11 protein-coding genes are annotated in these 17,218 nt (G+C 36.6%); all 11 read right to left on the bottom strand.

Annotated features, from left to right (window positions below):
- Positions 1-27: 27 nt before the first annotated feature.
- Complete coding sequence (locus QDN89_RS12915; protein ID WP_280770561.1) at positions 28-1,653, bottom strand: acylphosphatase; 1,626 nt, start codon at positions 1,651-1,653, stop codon at positions 28-30.
- Between the two features lie 106 nt (positions 1,654-1,759).
- On the bottom strand, positions 1,760-3,406 hold the full coding sequence (locus tag QDN89_RS12910; RefSeq protein ID WP_280770560.1) for an acylphosphatase: 1,647 nt from the start codon (positions 3,404-3,406) through the stop codon (positions 1,760-1,762).
- A 25-nt stretch (positions 3,407-3,431) separates the two neighbouring features.
- Positions 3,432-5,066 carry an acylphosphatase gene (locus tag QDN89_RS12905; RefSeq protein ID WP_280770559.1) on the bottom strand — a complete coding sequence of 545 codons (1,635 nt, stop codon included), beginning with the start codon at positions 5,064-5,066 and terminating at the stop codon, positions 3,432-3,434.
- The gene (locus tag QDN89_RS12900) at positions 5,063-6,487 is read right to left on the bottom strand and encodes an ATP-grasp fold amidoligase family protein (RefSeq protein ID WP_280770558.1); all 1,425 of its coding nucleotides are present in this window, start codon (positions 6,485-6,487) and stop codon (positions 5,063-5,065) included. Before QDN89_RS12900 ends, QDN89_RS12905 begins: the two co-directional genes overlap by 4 nt.
- Positions 6,480-9,128, bottom strand: coding sequence for a glycosyltransferase (locus QDN89_RS12895; protein WP_280770557.1), 2,649 nt, complete (start codon positions 9,126-9,128; stop codon positions 6,480-6,482). Before QDN89_RS12895 ends, QDN89_RS12900 begins: the two co-directional genes overlap by 8 nt.
- On the bottom strand, positions 9,118-11,649 hold the full coding sequence (locus QDN89_RS12890) for a glycosyltransferase (RefSeq protein ID WP_280770556.1): 2,532 nt from the start codon (positions 11,647-11,649) through the stop codon (positions 9,118-9,120). Before QDN89_RS12890 ends, QDN89_RS12895 begins: the two co-directional genes overlap by 11 nt.
- 13 nt (positions 11,650-11,662) lie before the next feature.
- The gene (locus QDN89_RS12885) at positions 11,663-13,174 is read right to left on the bottom strand and encodes an ABC transporter ATP-binding protein (RefSeq protein WP_280770555.1); all 1,512 of its coding nucleotides are present in this window, start codon (positions 13,172-13,174) and stop codon (positions 11,663-11,665) included.
- Between the two features lie 14 nt (positions 13,175-13,188).
- Complete coding sequence (locus tag QDN89_RS12880; protein ID WP_280770750.1) at positions 13,189-13,971, bottom strand: ABC transporter permease; 783 nt, start codon at positions 13,969-13,971, stop codon at positions 13,189-13,191.
- A 42-nt stretch (positions 13,972-14,013) separates the two neighbouring features.
- Positions 14,014-14,784, bottom strand: a complete 771-nt coding sequence (locus QDN89_RS12875) for a glycosyltransferase family 2 protein (protein ID WP_280770554.1) — start codon at positions 14,782-14,784, stop codon at positions 14,014-14,016.
- A 23-nt stretch (positions 14,785-14,807) separates the two neighbouring features.
- A complete protein-coding gene (locus tag QDN89_RS12870) occupies positions 14,808-15,932 on the bottom strand; it encodes a glycosyltransferase (RefSeq protein ID WP_280770553.1) in 1,125 nt (374 codons plus the stop codon).
- 17 nt (positions 15,933-15,949) lie between these two features.
- Complete coding sequence (locus QDN89_RS12865) at positions 15,950-17,065, bottom strand: glycosyltransferase (RefSeq protein ID WP_280770552.1); 1,116 nt, start codon at positions 17,063-17,065, stop codon at positions 15,950-15,952.
- Positions 17,066-17,218: the final 153 nt, after the last annotated feature.

Here is a 17,218-nt window from a genome sequence, read left to right as displayed (position 1 = left end):
CCCCATATTGTCAAACAGTTATTTAATTTATTTCTTTTTGTTCTTGTTAATTGTGTCACTAACTTTCCTAAAGGGTGAAGTATATCTCCAATACTTACTTGTAATTATTTCATTGTATTTCTTATCTTTTTCAGATAATTGCTTCTTTAAATCTTCTATGTCTGATTTATATTTCTCGATTTTTTTATTTTCATTGGTTTTATTTTTTTTCTTTTTCACGGTGCCATTAGCGTTCTGACTAGTATTAAGAACTTCGAACCCTTGAGTGATTAATGCTTTCCATTCGTTTTCTATCATTTCTACATTTTCATTATCAAAATTATTTAAAATACTTTCCTTAAACTCTTCCATATTTTTTTTATTACCAGCAGCAACAATAGAAAATTCTTGCTTTCCTATTTTGTTTATATATCCGTTTATATTTAACCTAGTGGCCTTTTTATAAACCCTTTCTAGGAAAGTATTACTTTTTGTAATCGACGAGACTTTGTATTGCTTTGTAATTAAAGGTTCTTTTGGTATTGGTTGAACTTTTACTTCTTTAACTTTGCCACTCTTAATAATATCCCAGCAGGAGCTAAAGTCAAAATATACCTTGTCATAATTATTATTATATTTTGATGATGTTTCTGGAAAGTAATAATCTATGATAGCTTTTGGAACATCTCTAGCTTTCCCATACAATGGGAATAAATGCCCTCCTACCCCCGCTCGACTATTAACTTCTATCACCACAGCTTTATTTTTATTTTTGTTGTATAAAACATCCACTCCACATTGACCTAAATCTGGGATCGCTTTAGAAGATTCAATCGCTGTTTTTTTTACTTCTTCCCCAATTTCATCTGTATAATCAATAGAATCTCCACCCGTGGATAAATTTCCTTTTTGTCTTAAGAAGAGTAGTTTTCCATCTTCTAGTACAGATTCTAGAGTATAGTTTGCCTTTTCAATATGTTTTAGAACTTCTCTATCTATATTAATTAGTCTAGTATGCATATTAGGAACTTTTTTTCTTTTGTTATTTTTTATTTCAATTAATTCTTTAATTGTATGCTTCCCATCACCGACGACATTGGCGGAGATTCTTTTTATAACTCCAACTACTTTTCCATCAACTACATAAACTCTGAATTCTTCCCCGGCAAAATATTGTTCAACAATTACTTCTGAATAATTCATATTTATACGCACTTGTTGCAAAGCATCTAACATTTCTTCTGAATTTTGAATGTTGGATATTACTCCTCTTCCCCTTCTCCCATCAATCGGTTTCAGAACTAAAGGATAGCCTAATTCTTCTGAATATTTTAATATATGACTATCAGAGACATCTTTATTGAAACTAGAGCCTAGAGGGACAGAGACTCCGGCTTTTAACAGGTAATCTTTGGTTAATTTTTTATTAACACAAATTGCAACTGCTTCTTCAGAAACTTTATCTCCTCTAGTGACAGAGAAGTTATGTTCTCTTTTACCATTACTCAATTTAAATCTGACTAAGTTTTTACTACTTACACTTACAAATGTTAATGTTAAACCTCTTCTCCATCCTTCTAGGGCCATTACATACATATCAATTTTATCTCCGTACGCAATCTTTGGTATAGATTTATTTAAATGGGGTAACCACTCATAATTTTCTTCACTCATGTTTTTATCCCCTTCATAATAAAGTTACTCTCAAAGCATTAGATTGTTTATGTAAACAATCCGTAGATTATATCAATCAAACTAAACAGAGCCAATACTTTACCATTTATTCTTTTTTAATAGTCTTTTTGAGATTATTTTTTGCAGAGCGCAGAAGTCCACTCGCTTTCCAAGATCTACTTGTGACAATGTTTATATTATCTTTCTCTAAATGATACACTTCTTTCGTTAGCTTCTTGTGTTCTCTTCTTAGTCGCTTAAGTGCCTGATTGACGCTTTCTTTTTTACTGACATTAAAGTTTTCATTAATTTCAAATCCAACTTTTATTGGTTCTTTCCATGATTCTTCATTTATTTTTTCAACTTTAGCAAGATGCGTTAGTCCTTTTATATATTTTTTGAAATCATTTAATGTTTCCTTTTGGTCACATCCGACAATCAAATCAATTTCACCATTGAAGTTTTTATTTATTCCGCCGTGAATTCCATTATTTTGCGCATAAATGCTAATTGCATGATGAAAACTTTGACGATTAACATCTCCTGTTAACGAGTATTTCTTTCTAATGAGTTCTCCTTTAGGAGCCTCGTTAATTTGGACCTCAATGGCTGATCGATTTTCTAACGGTTCCATTGCTGTCAAAAAATCAAAGTAAACTTTTGATTTTGATGTATCTATATCTTTCGTTTCTGGAAAATAGTAGTCTACAATTGCTTTAGGTATATCACGAGCTTTTCCTCTCAGAGGGTATAAAATACCTCCAATTTGTGCTGTAGCATTTAATTCAATAACAACGGCAGATTCTTCAAGTGGTTTTGAGTCATCAACAATAATATCTACTCCACCATGGTTAAATCCAGGTATCGCTTTAACCGCTTCAATCGCAACATTTTTATAATGCTCTGGCATCTCGTCCGTGACATCGATCGGATCGCCACCAGAAGAAACGTTTGTTTTTTCTCTTAAATATATTTTTTCTCCTTTAGGAGGAATACTTTCAAAGTCATAATCTGCTTTTTCCAAAAACTCTTTTATTTCTATATCTATATCAATTAAACAGCTATGGAGCCTAGCGTTCTTTTTACGCTCCAAGTTTTTCAAGGTAATTAATTCTTCAATCGTATGAATGCCATCACCTTTTATATTTGCTGGAACACGGTTATAGGCTGCAATGACTTTATCTTCAATGACATACACACGGTATTCCAAGCCTTTTTTGTGTTCTTCTAATACTACTTCGACATATTCTAAATGATTTCTAACGTAATTAATCGTTTTCCTTAATTGCTTTTCTGATTGGATGTTCGTTACTACACCATAACCTAAACTTCCATTCGTCGGCTTTAATACAACAGGATATGTTAATTGTTTTGATGCTTCAACGATATCATCTTCGCTATGAGTTTCATCAAACCCAAACCCTTTAGGAATAGGGACACCTGATTTTTCTAACCATACTTTCGTTAAATCTTTGTCAGAACCTATTTCCACCGCTTCACTTGTCACCTTATCTCCTCTTGTCCGAAAGAAATAATGCGTTTTCGTATCAGAACTTAATGAAAATAGTCTTCCTGGAGGATTCACTCCAAATACGACCATATCTTTAAAATGGTCACTGTCTTTTGTGTACCATTTCAAGGTTAACCCCCGTCGCCAACCTTCCAAAGCAACAGTATAAGCACATAGTCTCGTTTTCCTTGCACTGTTTACGATATCATTTGTTAAATGTGGCAATGTGATTGCTTGATTCATAATAATATACCTCCAGTTACCATTCTCACCTTTTCACCCTAAACATCTTAAATGTGTCTCCTACAACTCTTATAGGGGAAGAGATTTTCCAAGAAATACTATTTCTCAACTCTTCATTTCTTTTCTTTAATTTTTTATATTTTTTTTCCGTTTGTTCCACTTCTACTTTTAACGTCTTTAATTCTTCCAATTGTGTTTTTAAATCAGCTTTTATTTCAAATCCTATCTTCACAGGGCCATCATAGGCAGATGATTCTACCCGCTCTACCTCAGATCGTTCAGGATCTTCCCAAATCGCATTTTCAAAGTCATTAACACATTCTATATCTTCCCCAGCGACAATAACTTCCATTGAACCATCACTTAGATTCATAACAAATCCGCTTAGATCTCGCTCAAATGCCTGTTTTCTAAGTCCTCTGTGGTAATCTATTCCACCTACATCTCCATATACTGTATATTTCACTACATGAACCTTACTCAAAAAAGCAGGACTAACCGTTGTAATCAAACTCGTTTTCGATTTCAATGGGAACAACACATCCGATAGATCAAAATACAATTTTTCTTTTTCTACTTTCACATCTTTTGTCTCAGGAAAATAATAATCTATAATTGCAGAAGGAACATCAAATGAAGGACCTTCCATAGGAAATAACAGCGATCCAAGTTGAGCAGATGGATTAATTTCCAATACCGCTACTTCGCCACTTACTTTATCCCAAATCACGTCAACTGCAGCATGAGGCAAGTCATCTATAGCATTTACAGCTTGTATAGAAACTTCACAAACTTTCTCAACAGAGTCAATATCCATACTAATAGGATCGCCACCAATGGAAATATTACTTTTCTCTGTTAATTTTACGATTTCATTTTCTTTGACCACATCATCAAGAGTGAGGCTATTTTCTTGTAAATATTTAACAACTTCCTCATTAATAACGATGGGACAACTAGAAAGTCTAGGGTTCATATCCCTTTCTGCATTTTTGATGTCGATTAATTGTTTAATCGTATGTTCTCCGTCGCCCATTACATTAGCTGGGATTCTCATAATGACTCCGACGACCTCTTGATCGACAACATATACCCGATATTCATCTCCTGGGATAAATCGTTCAACAAGATAATCTCCAGGTTCTTCTGCGTTCTTTTGTTTTTCTAACACGTTCGTTAATTCTTCTGAACTCTTAATGTTAGAGTATACACCACGACCAAAACTTCCATCGATCGGCTTTACGACAATAGGGAAACCAAGTTCGCTTGCGTACTGTAACACAATTTCAATCTCCGCTTCCGCCTCGAAAGTTTTCCCACCTGGAACAGAAACACCATTTTTTTGGAGAACATCTTTTGTACGATGCTTGTCCATACAAACTTCAACCGCTTCATTCGATACGCGATCGCCTCTACTTCTAAAAAAACAATGAAACTGTTCATCTGAAGCGAGCGAAAATAATTTACCTGGCTTTTCCACATTCCATACGTTCATACCCTGAAACGTTGGCGCATTTTTTGCATACCACTTTAGCGTTAAGCCTCTCCGCCATCCTTCTAATGCGATAGCGAAAGCATCTAATTCAGGTCCTTTTGCTTCTGTCACCATTTCTTCAGTTAAGTGGGGCAAAAAGTTTTCGTTGGGCTTATCCTCAATCATGGTTGTTCCTCCTCATCGACCTTCCAAGTCTTTTCATGTTTGTAGTATATATCTTTAAACTGACTAAACTCTTTTCCGTTCATTAAGTCTTCTACTATTCTATATTCAGCGTCCAAATAGAGCTGACCTAAACGACGATCTGTTTCACCGTCAAATTCATCATAGTTACCTGGTTTCGGAGTGAATTCTCCAAAAACAAAATCCCTTTCAGTCTTTAAAAAATCGACTCTCATAAACGGTACAGGGATTTCGGTACTAATATCTAAAGCTATCTGTAATTCTTTTTCTGTAAAACCACTACCTAGAAAAGAATCTTCTTCATATTTGCCAGTAATAATCTGATTTCCTAGACCATCCCACCAACAATATTGGATGCGAGGTGATCGAACAATTTCGAGAACGAGACCTATTTTTCCATAAAAACAATAGAACTTCATATCCCTCGCAGGTGTTTCAGTTTCATGTTCAATGACCAGTTCCTCCATGAACCATTCGTCATTTTTCACCAGACCGTTCGACAAATCTTTACCCATCCTATATTTTAATTCATCGTACCCTTGAAAAATAGTGGAATCTTTTACTCTTTGGATCTTTTTTTCCGAATATATGATATAAACGCCTCTTCCACCAGCTGAATCAACTGGTTTCACGACTATTTTTTCCTTGAACGGAACTTTATCTAATCCATAAGTTTTTGAGCTCGTTTCTGGTCTACGAATATTTAATTCATCGACGAACTCGTATGCACTCGATTTCGTATCCAACATCTGTTCATACGAAATATGGCGATTCTTTCTCATTGTTGAACGAAAAGCCAAACTCGTTTTAAAAGAAGAAACGAGCTGATGTTTTTCAGTACGCTCGTCTTCTAGATGGCGAATCATTTTTTCGGGAATTTCCCCTATATCATATGATTCCATAACTTTCGTATAGATGAGGTTCTTTTTGTCAAAGTCATTTGTATAGTTATATTGATTCACTATAGCATCCAAAATTAGTTTTTTATTTTTTTTCGTTTGTTTTACGTCTTCTATGATTGAGAATAGCATTTCCATTGATTCTGTTTCTTTACTGATTTTTCTAATCGTCTCTTTTGGTATTTTCTCAGATTCATTAGACATGATGCGCAGGTGATCATTACGGATTTCAAGCTTTTCTGTTAAAAAGGAAATTTGCTGAGTTAAGTAGTAGTTATCTTTTTCTAGTTCATGAATGCGTTGTTTTTTTGTGGTTGGTTTCCAATTAAGTATTCGTGATAAAATCCTGAAAGGTTTTAGGATGAGTGTTCCGATTTTCCATACTTTACTATTTTTAATATGTTTATTTCTTTTTTCTAACTGCCGATTTTCTTCCTTTACCTTTTTCCAATCGTTTTCTTTTTTCACCTTATCTATTATTTGGTTTCTTTGTTGATCATCCATTTCCATTCCCCGCAATCCGTGCGATATGTTTGGAATAGCCAAAATTACTTTCGACATAGGCTAGCGCTTTGTCCACTTGTCCTTTGTACATCGTTGGATCGTTCATTAGTTTGTCTATCGTCTCTTGCACGTTATCTGCTTCGGCATATATCGCTGCTTCTCCGAATAAATCCTTATATTTTGGTTCAATAATGACTGGCACACCGGCTGCCATCGCTTCAAAAATCACGCGGCCAAATGCTTCGACCCAGCCAGAATGCGTATAGTAGACAAACACATCCAGATCTTTCAAAAAGTCTTGTGGGGATTGTTCTCCAAATTGTTTTACATGCCAGTTTTTTGGGAGTTCTCCCATGACTTTCTTGGCACTGTTTGCGCCACCTAACACATGAATTTCATAAGGCGATGTGGACGGATAAACTTTCTCCATTTGCTCTCGAGTTTCTGGCCATTTTACGTATTGATCTCTCGAGTGACGCCCAACACGAATCACATCTTGTTTTGGAATATACTCGTCTCGTTTCCATTCCTCCACATCAATGATGTTCACCCAATCTTCTCTTGCTAAGTTGATCGCAGCTAAATCATCTTTATGATGTTGTTCTAATGCTTTACGGATTTCTGGTCCAATCGGGTACCATGTGCCACTTTGTCCAAAGTATGTTTTCAAGTTTTGTAAACAGTCTTTGATATAGTAAAGGGTTTCCCCCGTTTCGCTGTAGTCCCGTTTCGGCGGTTGGTTGACGATCACTTCCACCTTGTTCGCTTTCACATCCGGCACGTATTTCTGCCACTCTTGTAAGGCAGGTGGATGTCGCACAATAAGAACGTCACAACTCACTTCTTCTCCGTACACAAGCATCTGCACGAGATCGCCATCGATGACATCTCGGACGTTGGAATTTACTCGTTCCACCGAGTTTAAATCATACCTAGAAAGCTGGATGAGTCCGGTTCGAAGCCCTTCTCGTTTCTGTGCTTTGATTTCTTCAATATTAGACATGTTCGTTCCACCTAAAAGGCGAAACTCAGAGGCGATGATCACATCAAAGTGTCTTCTTTCACCCTTTTGCGGTTTTCCATCAGGTTTCATTGGCACGGGAACAGGAAAAGGCCTTGATTTCATAGGAAAAGGGTATGTTAAACTCGCTCCGCTCTCGTGATAAGTCAAATAGGCTTCACGATGTTCTTTTCGTGCGCCCATGAAAAAACCATGATAACCAAACTTCGAACTTCCTGTAAGTGAATTGGCAGTTTGTCGTTGAAACGAATAAATACCGTCTTTTAAATCTGTCACAGCACCTTTTCCAAACACTCGAATCATCCGCTTTTTAAATTCAGCATCCGCACCGAATCTGACGCTATCCCAATACCCGATTTGTTCTCTTACCTTCTCCGCTTTAAACATCAATGAAGACATATTCGGGAACGCATATACTCCTGGTTTCCCTCTTCTAAAAAACGTCAATTCTTCTGTTACTCTTGCTTGCAACGATGTATTTGCAATCACTTCTGGATGAGTGGATAAATGATTTGCTTGATACGCAATTTTTTCAGGGTGTGACCAATCATCCGCATCATGAACCGTAATATAATCCCCGTTTGCCACGTTTAACCCTTTGTTCCTTGCTATATAAGGTCCAGAATTTACTACGTTTTGATAACAAGTCACTCTAGAGTCCCTTTTTGTATAGGCCTTTGCCACTTCAAACGTTTGATCTGTACTACAATCATCTACGACAATGATTTCTATATTCCTCCACGTTTGATGAAGTAAACTTTCTATCGCTGTCGATAAATTCGATTCCGAATTATAAGCTGGAATGATGATGGAAATTTTTTTATCTTCTAATTGCCTCTCGTGATCGCTCTTTTCATCCAGCATTACCCGCAATCTATCATAAACAGTTGTCTCGTCGCCATCATTGTCAGTCCCCACGTCTATGCTCATTTGCCCGTTCATTGATAAAGCTTCATTGATGACGTTGACCTTATCAGAAATATTTTCTTTCAAATTAGCCATGCCAAAAAATAGATCAACGTGTGTTTCTTTTTTCATACGTTCATCTAATTTATTCACAGCTAATTCTTTCATTCCTAAACCAGCGTATATTTCGGATTCCATTAACACCATTTTTCTTTTTGGGATGATCCCGGAAGGCATTTTAGTTAGTTGGGTCAAATACATCATAGCCTTTTGCAAGTCTTTAACCGTCCCTTTATTTGCATACCAACTAACTAGTTCCCACTGAGCAAGTTCGACAAGGTACTGGTTGTCTGACCGTTCAATAACTGTTTCCAGTTCCTTCACCGCTTTATCTTCAAAACCTAATTCATACAGACGATAAGTTAATTGCTTGATCCGTTTTTTGGCTTTTTGCTTTTTATATGGCTTACTGAAAACGTCTTTATAGTTTCTTTTTCCAGTAATGATTTTTAAGATTTGCCTAATGTAATATTTAACCTTCTTCATCTTTCTAGCAACTCGCATCGGTAAAGACTTTTGATACGATTCAAATTGTTTCTCCAGCTCTCTGTTTTCTTCTAGCAGTTTTTCATGAAGGATGGCCTCATGCTTCCATTGATGTTCCAAATCATTCGGCTTGGTGTGATCATGATTATATGAAGTTTTACGCCCCACTTCCATCCCTCGCAATCCGTGCGATATGTTTGGAATAGCCAAAATTACTTTCGACATAGGCTAGCGCTTTGTCCACTTGTGCTTTGTACATCGTTGGATCGTCCATTAGTTTGTCTATCGTCTCTTGCACGTTATCTGCTTCGGCATATATCGCTGCTTCTCCGAATAAATCCTTATATTTTGGTTCAATAATGACTGGCACACCGGCTGCCATCGCTTCAAAAATCACGCGGCCAAACGCTTCGACCCAGCCAGAATGCGTATAGTAGACAAACACATCCAGATCTTTCAAAAAGTCTCGTGGGGATTGTTCTCCAAATTGTTTTACATGCCAGTTTTTTGGGAGTTCTCCCATGACTTTCTTGGCACTGTTTGCGCCACCTAATACATGAATTTCATAAGGCGATGTGGACGGATAAACTTTCTCCATTTGCTCTCGAGTTTCTGGCCATTTTACGTATTGATCTCTCGAGTGACGCCCAACACGAATCATATCTTGTTTTGGAATATACTCGTCTCGTTTCCATTCCTCCACATCAATGATGTTCACCCAATCTTCTGTTGCTAAGTTGATCGCAGCTAAATCATCTTTATGATGTTGTTCTAATGCTTTACGGATTTCTGGTCCAATCGGGTACCATGTGCCACTTTGTCCAAAATACGTTTTCAAGTTTTGTAAACAATCTTTGATATAGTAAAGGGTTTCCCCCGTTTCGCTGTAGTCCCGTTTCGGCGGTTGGTTGACGATCACTTCCACCTTGTTCGCTTTCACATCCGGCACGTATTTTTGCCACTCTTGTAAGGCAGGTGGATGTCGCACAATAAGAACGTCACAACTCACTTCTTCTCCGTACACAAGCATCTGCACGAGATCGCCATCGATGACATCTCGGACGTTCGAATTGACTCGTTCCACCGAGTTTAAATCATACCTAGAAAGCTGGATGAGTCCGGTTCGAAGCCCTTCTCGTTTCTGTGCTTTGATTTCTTCAATATTAGACATGTTCGTTCCACCTAAAAGGCGAAACTCAGAGGCGATGATCACATCAAAGTGTCTTCTTTCACCCTTTTGCGGTTTTCCATCAGGTTTCATTGGCACGGGAACAGGAAAAGGCCTTGATTCCATAGGAAAAGGGTATGTTAAACTCGCTCCGCTCTCGTGATAGTGTTCATGAGACTCAGCATATTCTTTTCTAGCTCCCATAAAGAAACCTGGAAAACCAAAAGCAGAATTTCCAGTTAACGAATCCTCTGTTTGTCGTTGGAAAGACATCGGTGCAGACGATATTTCTTCTATCGCCTTCTCACCAAAAGTTTTTTTGATTCTCTTTACGTATTCAGAATCTCCGGCAAATCGGACAGAGTCCCAAAAGCCTAGTTTATTAAACACTTCTTCTCTTCGAAACATAAAGGAAGAAAAGTTCGCGAACATATAAACGCCAAACTTGCCACGGCGATAAAAATTTAAATCATTCGATAATCGTGCCTGATTACTAAAGTTCCCAATTAACTTTTGATTTTTTTCTAAATGGCGAACTTGCAGTTCGATTTTTTCTGGGTGAGACCAATCATCTGCATCATTGATCGTGACGTATTTTCCTGTAGCATGTTGTAAGGCAACGTTTCTCGCCACATATGCCCCACTATTGATAGGTGTTTGATAAAATTTAACAGCTGAATTTTCTCTCATTAAACCTTCTATAACGGTGACTGTGTTATCCGTACTGCAGTCATCAACAACAATGATCTCGATGTTTTTCCACGTTTGATTTAGTAATGAATGTAACGCAGAAGCAACTTTGTCTTCCGCATTATAGACCGGTACAATAATGGTCACTTTTGCATCTTGATTACTAGTATCCTCATGAGTCGTGGAAGGTATCGTCGTTAATAAATCATATTTATGTTCTGCTTGAGGGTTATTCATAAGAGCTATTTCTTTCCTACCTTCTTTTCGGTAGATTTGATTAACCCATTCTAGTTTCTTTTCGTCTTCCTCTTCCAAATTCGCCATGGCGAACACTGTGTCATGGTGGGTGTCACTTTTAAGTAACCTTGCGATAATTTTGACAGCCGTCTCTGCTTTCCCTAAAATATGATAGCTTTCCGTCAACATGATGATCAGCTTACGCAGTCGGTCACTATCTTTCTCTACTGTAAGTAATTGTGAACCTAGGTCTATTACTTTTTTAGCCGCCTCTTCATTCTGTAAGTTGGCATGCCAAACAATCAGCTCATACCCAGCCATTTTCTTCAAGAAAAGATCTTCCTCTTGCTTGAAGAGAGCTTCTAAATCTTCTAATGCTTTCTCTTGAAAACCTAGGCTTGTCAAACGGAATTTTAATCTATCTACTTTCTTTAATTTGCCACGTTTATCGCCTGGTTTAAGTATCTTTTTTAAAAATTCTTTTTGATCTGTCGTTAATATTTTAGACAGTCTCTCTTTTTGGCTGGACTTCAATTTCTTGTAAAGAATCCATTCTATGGCATTTGACACTGACTTCTTTGCTTGCTTGATCATATTTTCACCACCTTTATCTCTTTTTAGCTTTTAGTTCTTCTATTCTTGAACGGTATTTCTCTACAGCCTCTTCTGGCTCTCCGTCATACATGATTTGACCTTGTTCCATCCAGATGACGCGATTACACATCTTCTTAGCTGTGCTCATACTATGAGTCACAATGATTACTGCTTTGGATTGACCCATGATTTCCTGAATCTTTTCACTCGCTTTTTGTTTAAACGCCATGTCTCCCGTTGATAATGCTTCATCAATAATAAAAATATCTGGCTTGAGCATGGCAGCAATACTAAAACCTAATCTCGCTTTCATTCCACTGGAATATTGCTTCACAGGTTTATCTATGTGTTTATTTAGTTCTGAAAAGTCTACGATTTCCTCGTAACTATTATCTATTTTTTGCTTAGGGATTCCTAGTAGCATCCCATTTAAATAAATGTTGTCTTCGCCAGATAGTTGCTCATTAAATCCAGCACCATAACTTAGTAGCGATGTTGTTTCGCCGGTCATTTCAAGCGTCCCTTCATCAGGGCTTAAAATGTTCGTTAGGACTTTACACATCGTGCTTTTCCCAGCCCCATTATGCCCGATAATTCCTACCACTTGTCCTTCTTTAATATCAACAGATATGTTTCGCAACGCCCAAAATTCATTTCGATTCATTTTAAATGAAACACCCATATTTTCAGCTTTAATCACGGAGTCATTTTTTACAGTTGTTGTGATTTTTTGTAATTCAACTTTCGCTGTTCTTTGCCTTCTAGGTGGAACAGTTTTCTTATATTCTTTGATGACATCAGCTGGTTTGCCATCTCCTTTAATTACACCTTGATCAAGCCAAATCAATCGGTCACAGTTTTTCTTAGCAAACCTCATACTGTGCGTCACAATAATAACCATCTTCGCTTTTTTAACTAGTTCCTGCATTTTTTCTGCAGCTTTTTCCCCAAATTGACGGTCACCCGTATTTAGTGCTTCATCCAAAATCAAGATTTCTGGGTCTAAATGAGAAGCAACACTGAAACCTAACCTTGCTTTCATTCCACTTGAGTAGTATTTCATTGGACGTTCAAAAAACTCATTCAGTCCGGAAAAGTCTTTAATTATTTCAAGATATTCGTCAATCGTCTTACGATCGATTCCAAGCATCATTCCATTTAAATAAACATTCTCTCTCCCAGTCAATTCTTTTTTGAATCCCATTCCTAGAGAAAAAAGGGATGATACTTTTCCATTGATTTGAAGGCTTCCTGAGTCTGGATGGAGAATTCCTGTAAGCATTTTACATAAGGTTGTTTTCCCAGAACCATTCGATCCGATAATCCCGAGAATTTCCCCTTTATATGCTTTGAAATCCAAGTCTTTGATTGGCCAAAACTTATCATCAGTTTTTTCCGTTTTTTTCATTGTAAGTACATTCATCATTTTCGATTTATAATCGTCTTTATGGTGACTTGCATTGAAAAAAACTCCTAGACCTTTTGCATCTATAATTACTTGTCGATCTTGCGGTTGATTTTCCATTTTACAAACCCTCTTTATAACGCTTTTATGATTTTATGTTCATTTTTACTGTAGTAATAAAGTGCAAGGATACTTACTAATATACTTGTTACTCCTATAATCAACAAACTGGATATATTCGGTGTTGATTGAAACATGAGTACATCTCGGTATGACGTAACTATGATTGCAACAGGGTTAATCTCTAATACCCACCCATATTCAGGTGGCAATCTCCCACCTTCCCAAATGATCGGGGAAGAATAGAATAATACTCTCGTCACATGAGTCAGCAAATGATCCATATCTCTGATAAATACGGTCACATAAGCTAATATAAAACTTATTGCAATTAAAAAAACCAGTTGAACTACGATAATTAGTGGCATAAAAATAACTTGCCATCCTGGGACAATTCCATTCACGATAAGGAAGATTGCAATGACCACGACGCCAAATGCAAAATTGAACATCTGCGTAAATGTAAAAGATAAAGGGAAAATAGACTTCGGTAGATAGACTTGATTTATGATGGAAGAGTATTTAATAATTGCTTTTGATGACGTATTGATTGTTGTCATAATCCATCTCCATGCAATTAAACCAATAACAAGGAAAACAGCAAAGTTGAATTCATCGCTCCCCCTACCCAAAATAACTGAAACCAAGAAATAATAAACAACCACATTCAATAATGGATCTAACAACCACCAAAAATAGCCTAAATAACTATTTCTATGTTCTGCTTTTAAGCCTGATTTTACTAAGTACATTAATAAATCTTTTCTTTTTATCATTTCAGCAATATACGTTTTCATACTTTCTTTAGACACCGCCTATTCTCATTAGAAACATAACTACTATTTCATATATTTCATCGTTTTGTTTATAGCAAAGTGAGCAAAGTACCAAATACTTTTCAATAAACTTAATTTCTCTATGTCTCGATACACTTTCCAGTTAAGTTTCACCATATTTAGCTTGTTACTAGACAAGGAACTACTCATCTGTCTGTATTTTGCGAGAGATTCGTTCAACCCGTATGCTAGTTGTCCTTTTTTCGTTATCTCCAACCATAGTACATAGTCTTGCCTTGCTCTAATATCAACCATTTCCACTTCCCCAACTTTTTCTTTGTCTAGCATTACCGTTAGGCAACCGATTGTATTTTGTTTTAACAAATCTTTATAGTTGGTCGAAGGTGGAACTTTTTCACTTGCTTTTATCCATTGTCCCGTTTCATCAACGATAGAATAAGCAGTATGGGAAAATCCAATGTTCTTCTTTAACATGAAACTAAGTTGTTTTTCAATTTTTTCTGGCATCCATTCGTCATCGCTATCTAAGAAAGCAATAAACCGCCCAGTGCTTTCACGAATTCCGATATTTCGAGCATTTGCTGCACCTTTATTTTCTTCGAGAGGAACGACACGAATACGTCTGTCTTTTTCTTTATATTCGTTGATTAGGGAGACCGTCTCATCAGAGGATGCATCATCAACAATAATCATTTCCCAGTTTTGATACGTCTGTTGTAAAACAGAATTAATGGTTTTACTAATAAATTTCTCTGAGTTATATGAAGGTGTGATAACAGATACTTTCGGTTGGCTGTTGATACGTGAATTCATAAAATTCTCTCCACCATTATATATTATTTTCTTTCATTTATATAAAGCTCTTTTAATTTTTCTGCTTCTGCTTCCCAATTCAGTTCATTCAACACAGCCTTCCTGCCCTTCTCACCCATTTCTTTTGCTTTGAGTGGATTCTCTTTTAAATACATAATAGCTGCTTTTATTTCTTCTTTACTATTAGGGTCAACCACTATTCCACATTGATACTTCTCAATAAATTCTTTCCACTTCGGAAAATCAGAGCAGATGATTGGCATTCCTGCAAGCATATACTCAAAGAACTTTGTCAATTCTTTCCTTCTATAGTGTTCCGAGTCAGGGAAAATCGCAATTCCAGCTAACCACCGGTTCTCCTCATACGTTTGATCGATAATGTCTTTCGTAATAAACTGGTCAATTCCAGTCACCGACAAGCGTTCAGAGTAGTCCCCAGCTAGGCTCTTCATCGCTCGGTAAAGATCACTTGAACACTTTCCAATGAGATGAACGTGAATATCCTCGTCAATCGCTGGAAGTAACGCATGGAGCATCGCCCCACGATCTTCTGTTACATTCCCTGTATATAGCAAGTGCCGCTTACTGGAGAAATCTCTATCTACGTTTACAATGGAGGCCTCCGACACTTTCGGGTAGTTCAAGATACATGTACCCATAGGATACTTTTCTTTATAATATTTTTCTGCTAAAACTACTTTCATCGGAGAAATCGTCATTTTTTCGACTAATTTATAAACCTTACTAAACATGATACGCACCGATTTAATAAAGTAATCTCTCGTGACAATACCACTTTCATAATCTTCATGAACGTCGTATACAACAGTATTATTTTTCTTTTTTAATAAACGCCCTACAGGAAGTAATTCCGGGTCATGAAAATGATAATAATCCGCTTCTAGTTGCTTTGCCTTACGATAAGCCTCTATAGGGGAAAGAAGCATACTGACAAACCTATTTTTGTACTTTTTGAGAAAAATAAGTTTTACCCCATGAAATTCTGTTGGAACATTGTCTGTCTCTCTCACTAATAGTGAGACATCAAAGCCATTTTGAGCTAGAGACTGGCACTCCTTAAACATAATTCTTGGGTCCATCGGATGATGCACGGTCGAAATATGTACTACTTTGCCTTTATCCCTCATAGTGTCACCTTCTCCAACTACTTACTTAATACTTCTAAAAAAACTTCTTCGTATTGTTTGACGATAATATTAGCGTCAAAGTCTCTTGCTCTTTTCTTACCCTCTGCAACGTTTTTCTGCTTTTGTTCTTCGGTTAACGTTAAAGCTTCAATCATGTGTTTACTCATTTCTTCTGCATTCCCTACTTCGCATAAATAACCGTATTTTCCTTTGTCTAACACTTCAGAAGGTCCCGATTTACAGTCTGTCGAAACGACCATCGTTCCAGTCGCCAATGATTCCGCGATAACATGACTGAACCCTTCATGTTTAGAGCTAAGAGCGAATAAATCTGCTTGATGAATATACTTATAAGGGTTTTGTTGAAATCCATAAAAGTATACGCGGTCGAGAAGGTTATACTGATCGGCCAATGCTTTAAGATCGTTTTCCAAGTGTCCTACCCCTAAAATCACGAGTCTCGAATCCACTCTGTCTTGAACTTTTCTGAAAGCTTCAATTAATGTCCGTTGATCTTTTTGTTCAACGAGTCTTCCAGCAGTAATAATAACCTTTTCATCAGTGTCAAAAGCCTCTCGGTGCTTTTCTGGAATCTCTTCTATTAATTGCTGGTCGATTTTTTTTAAGTCAACCGGGTTATAAATAACTTTGATACTATCTGCTTTCAATTTATATTTGTTTACGAGGTTATTTTTTACACCTTCTGAAAGGGAGACAACTTGGTTTGAAAGACGATATACCATTCCAAAAAAAATAAGTTGAATATCTTCCTTTAAGGTACCGCCTAAATTATCGGCTTCTCTAACGACATTTTTACTTTTCGTAAACGAAAGTTTATTTGCCAGGGTAGCAATCGTATTCACTCTTGGAATCGTGCTGAATACAAGGTCTACCTCTTCATCTCTGATAATTTTAGCTAACTTAAAAATAGATTTGCTCAACCGCTTCGTTTTAAGCTTGATAAAAGTAACATCCCTTTCAATATCTTTCTCATAACTTCCGTCAAAATCTAACGTAACTAAGACCGGTTGAAATTTATCCCGATCTAAATTATTAATAATATTGAGAAGGGTACGCGCAGCGCCACCAGCTCCCATTTCGTATATATAGAAAAGTATTTTAACTTTCTTCATGATATATCTTCCTCTCGACATGCAACTCTCTATTTTGAGTAAGTATTCAATTGAACATTATATCATAGAAAATGTGCAGATTATATTTTTAATCAAGTAGGATATTGGTTCTTAATTTGATACCTTTTGTCTCTTTAATAAATTATCAAAGAC

Origin of the sequence: Salipaludibacillus daqingensis (assembly GCF_029891575.1) — a bacterium.
Lineage (GTDB): Bacteria > Bacillota > Bacilli > Bacillales > Salisediminibacteriaceae > Salipaludibacillus > Salipaludibacillus daqingensis.
This window is presented reverse-complemented; position numbering and strand designations above follow the sequence as displayed.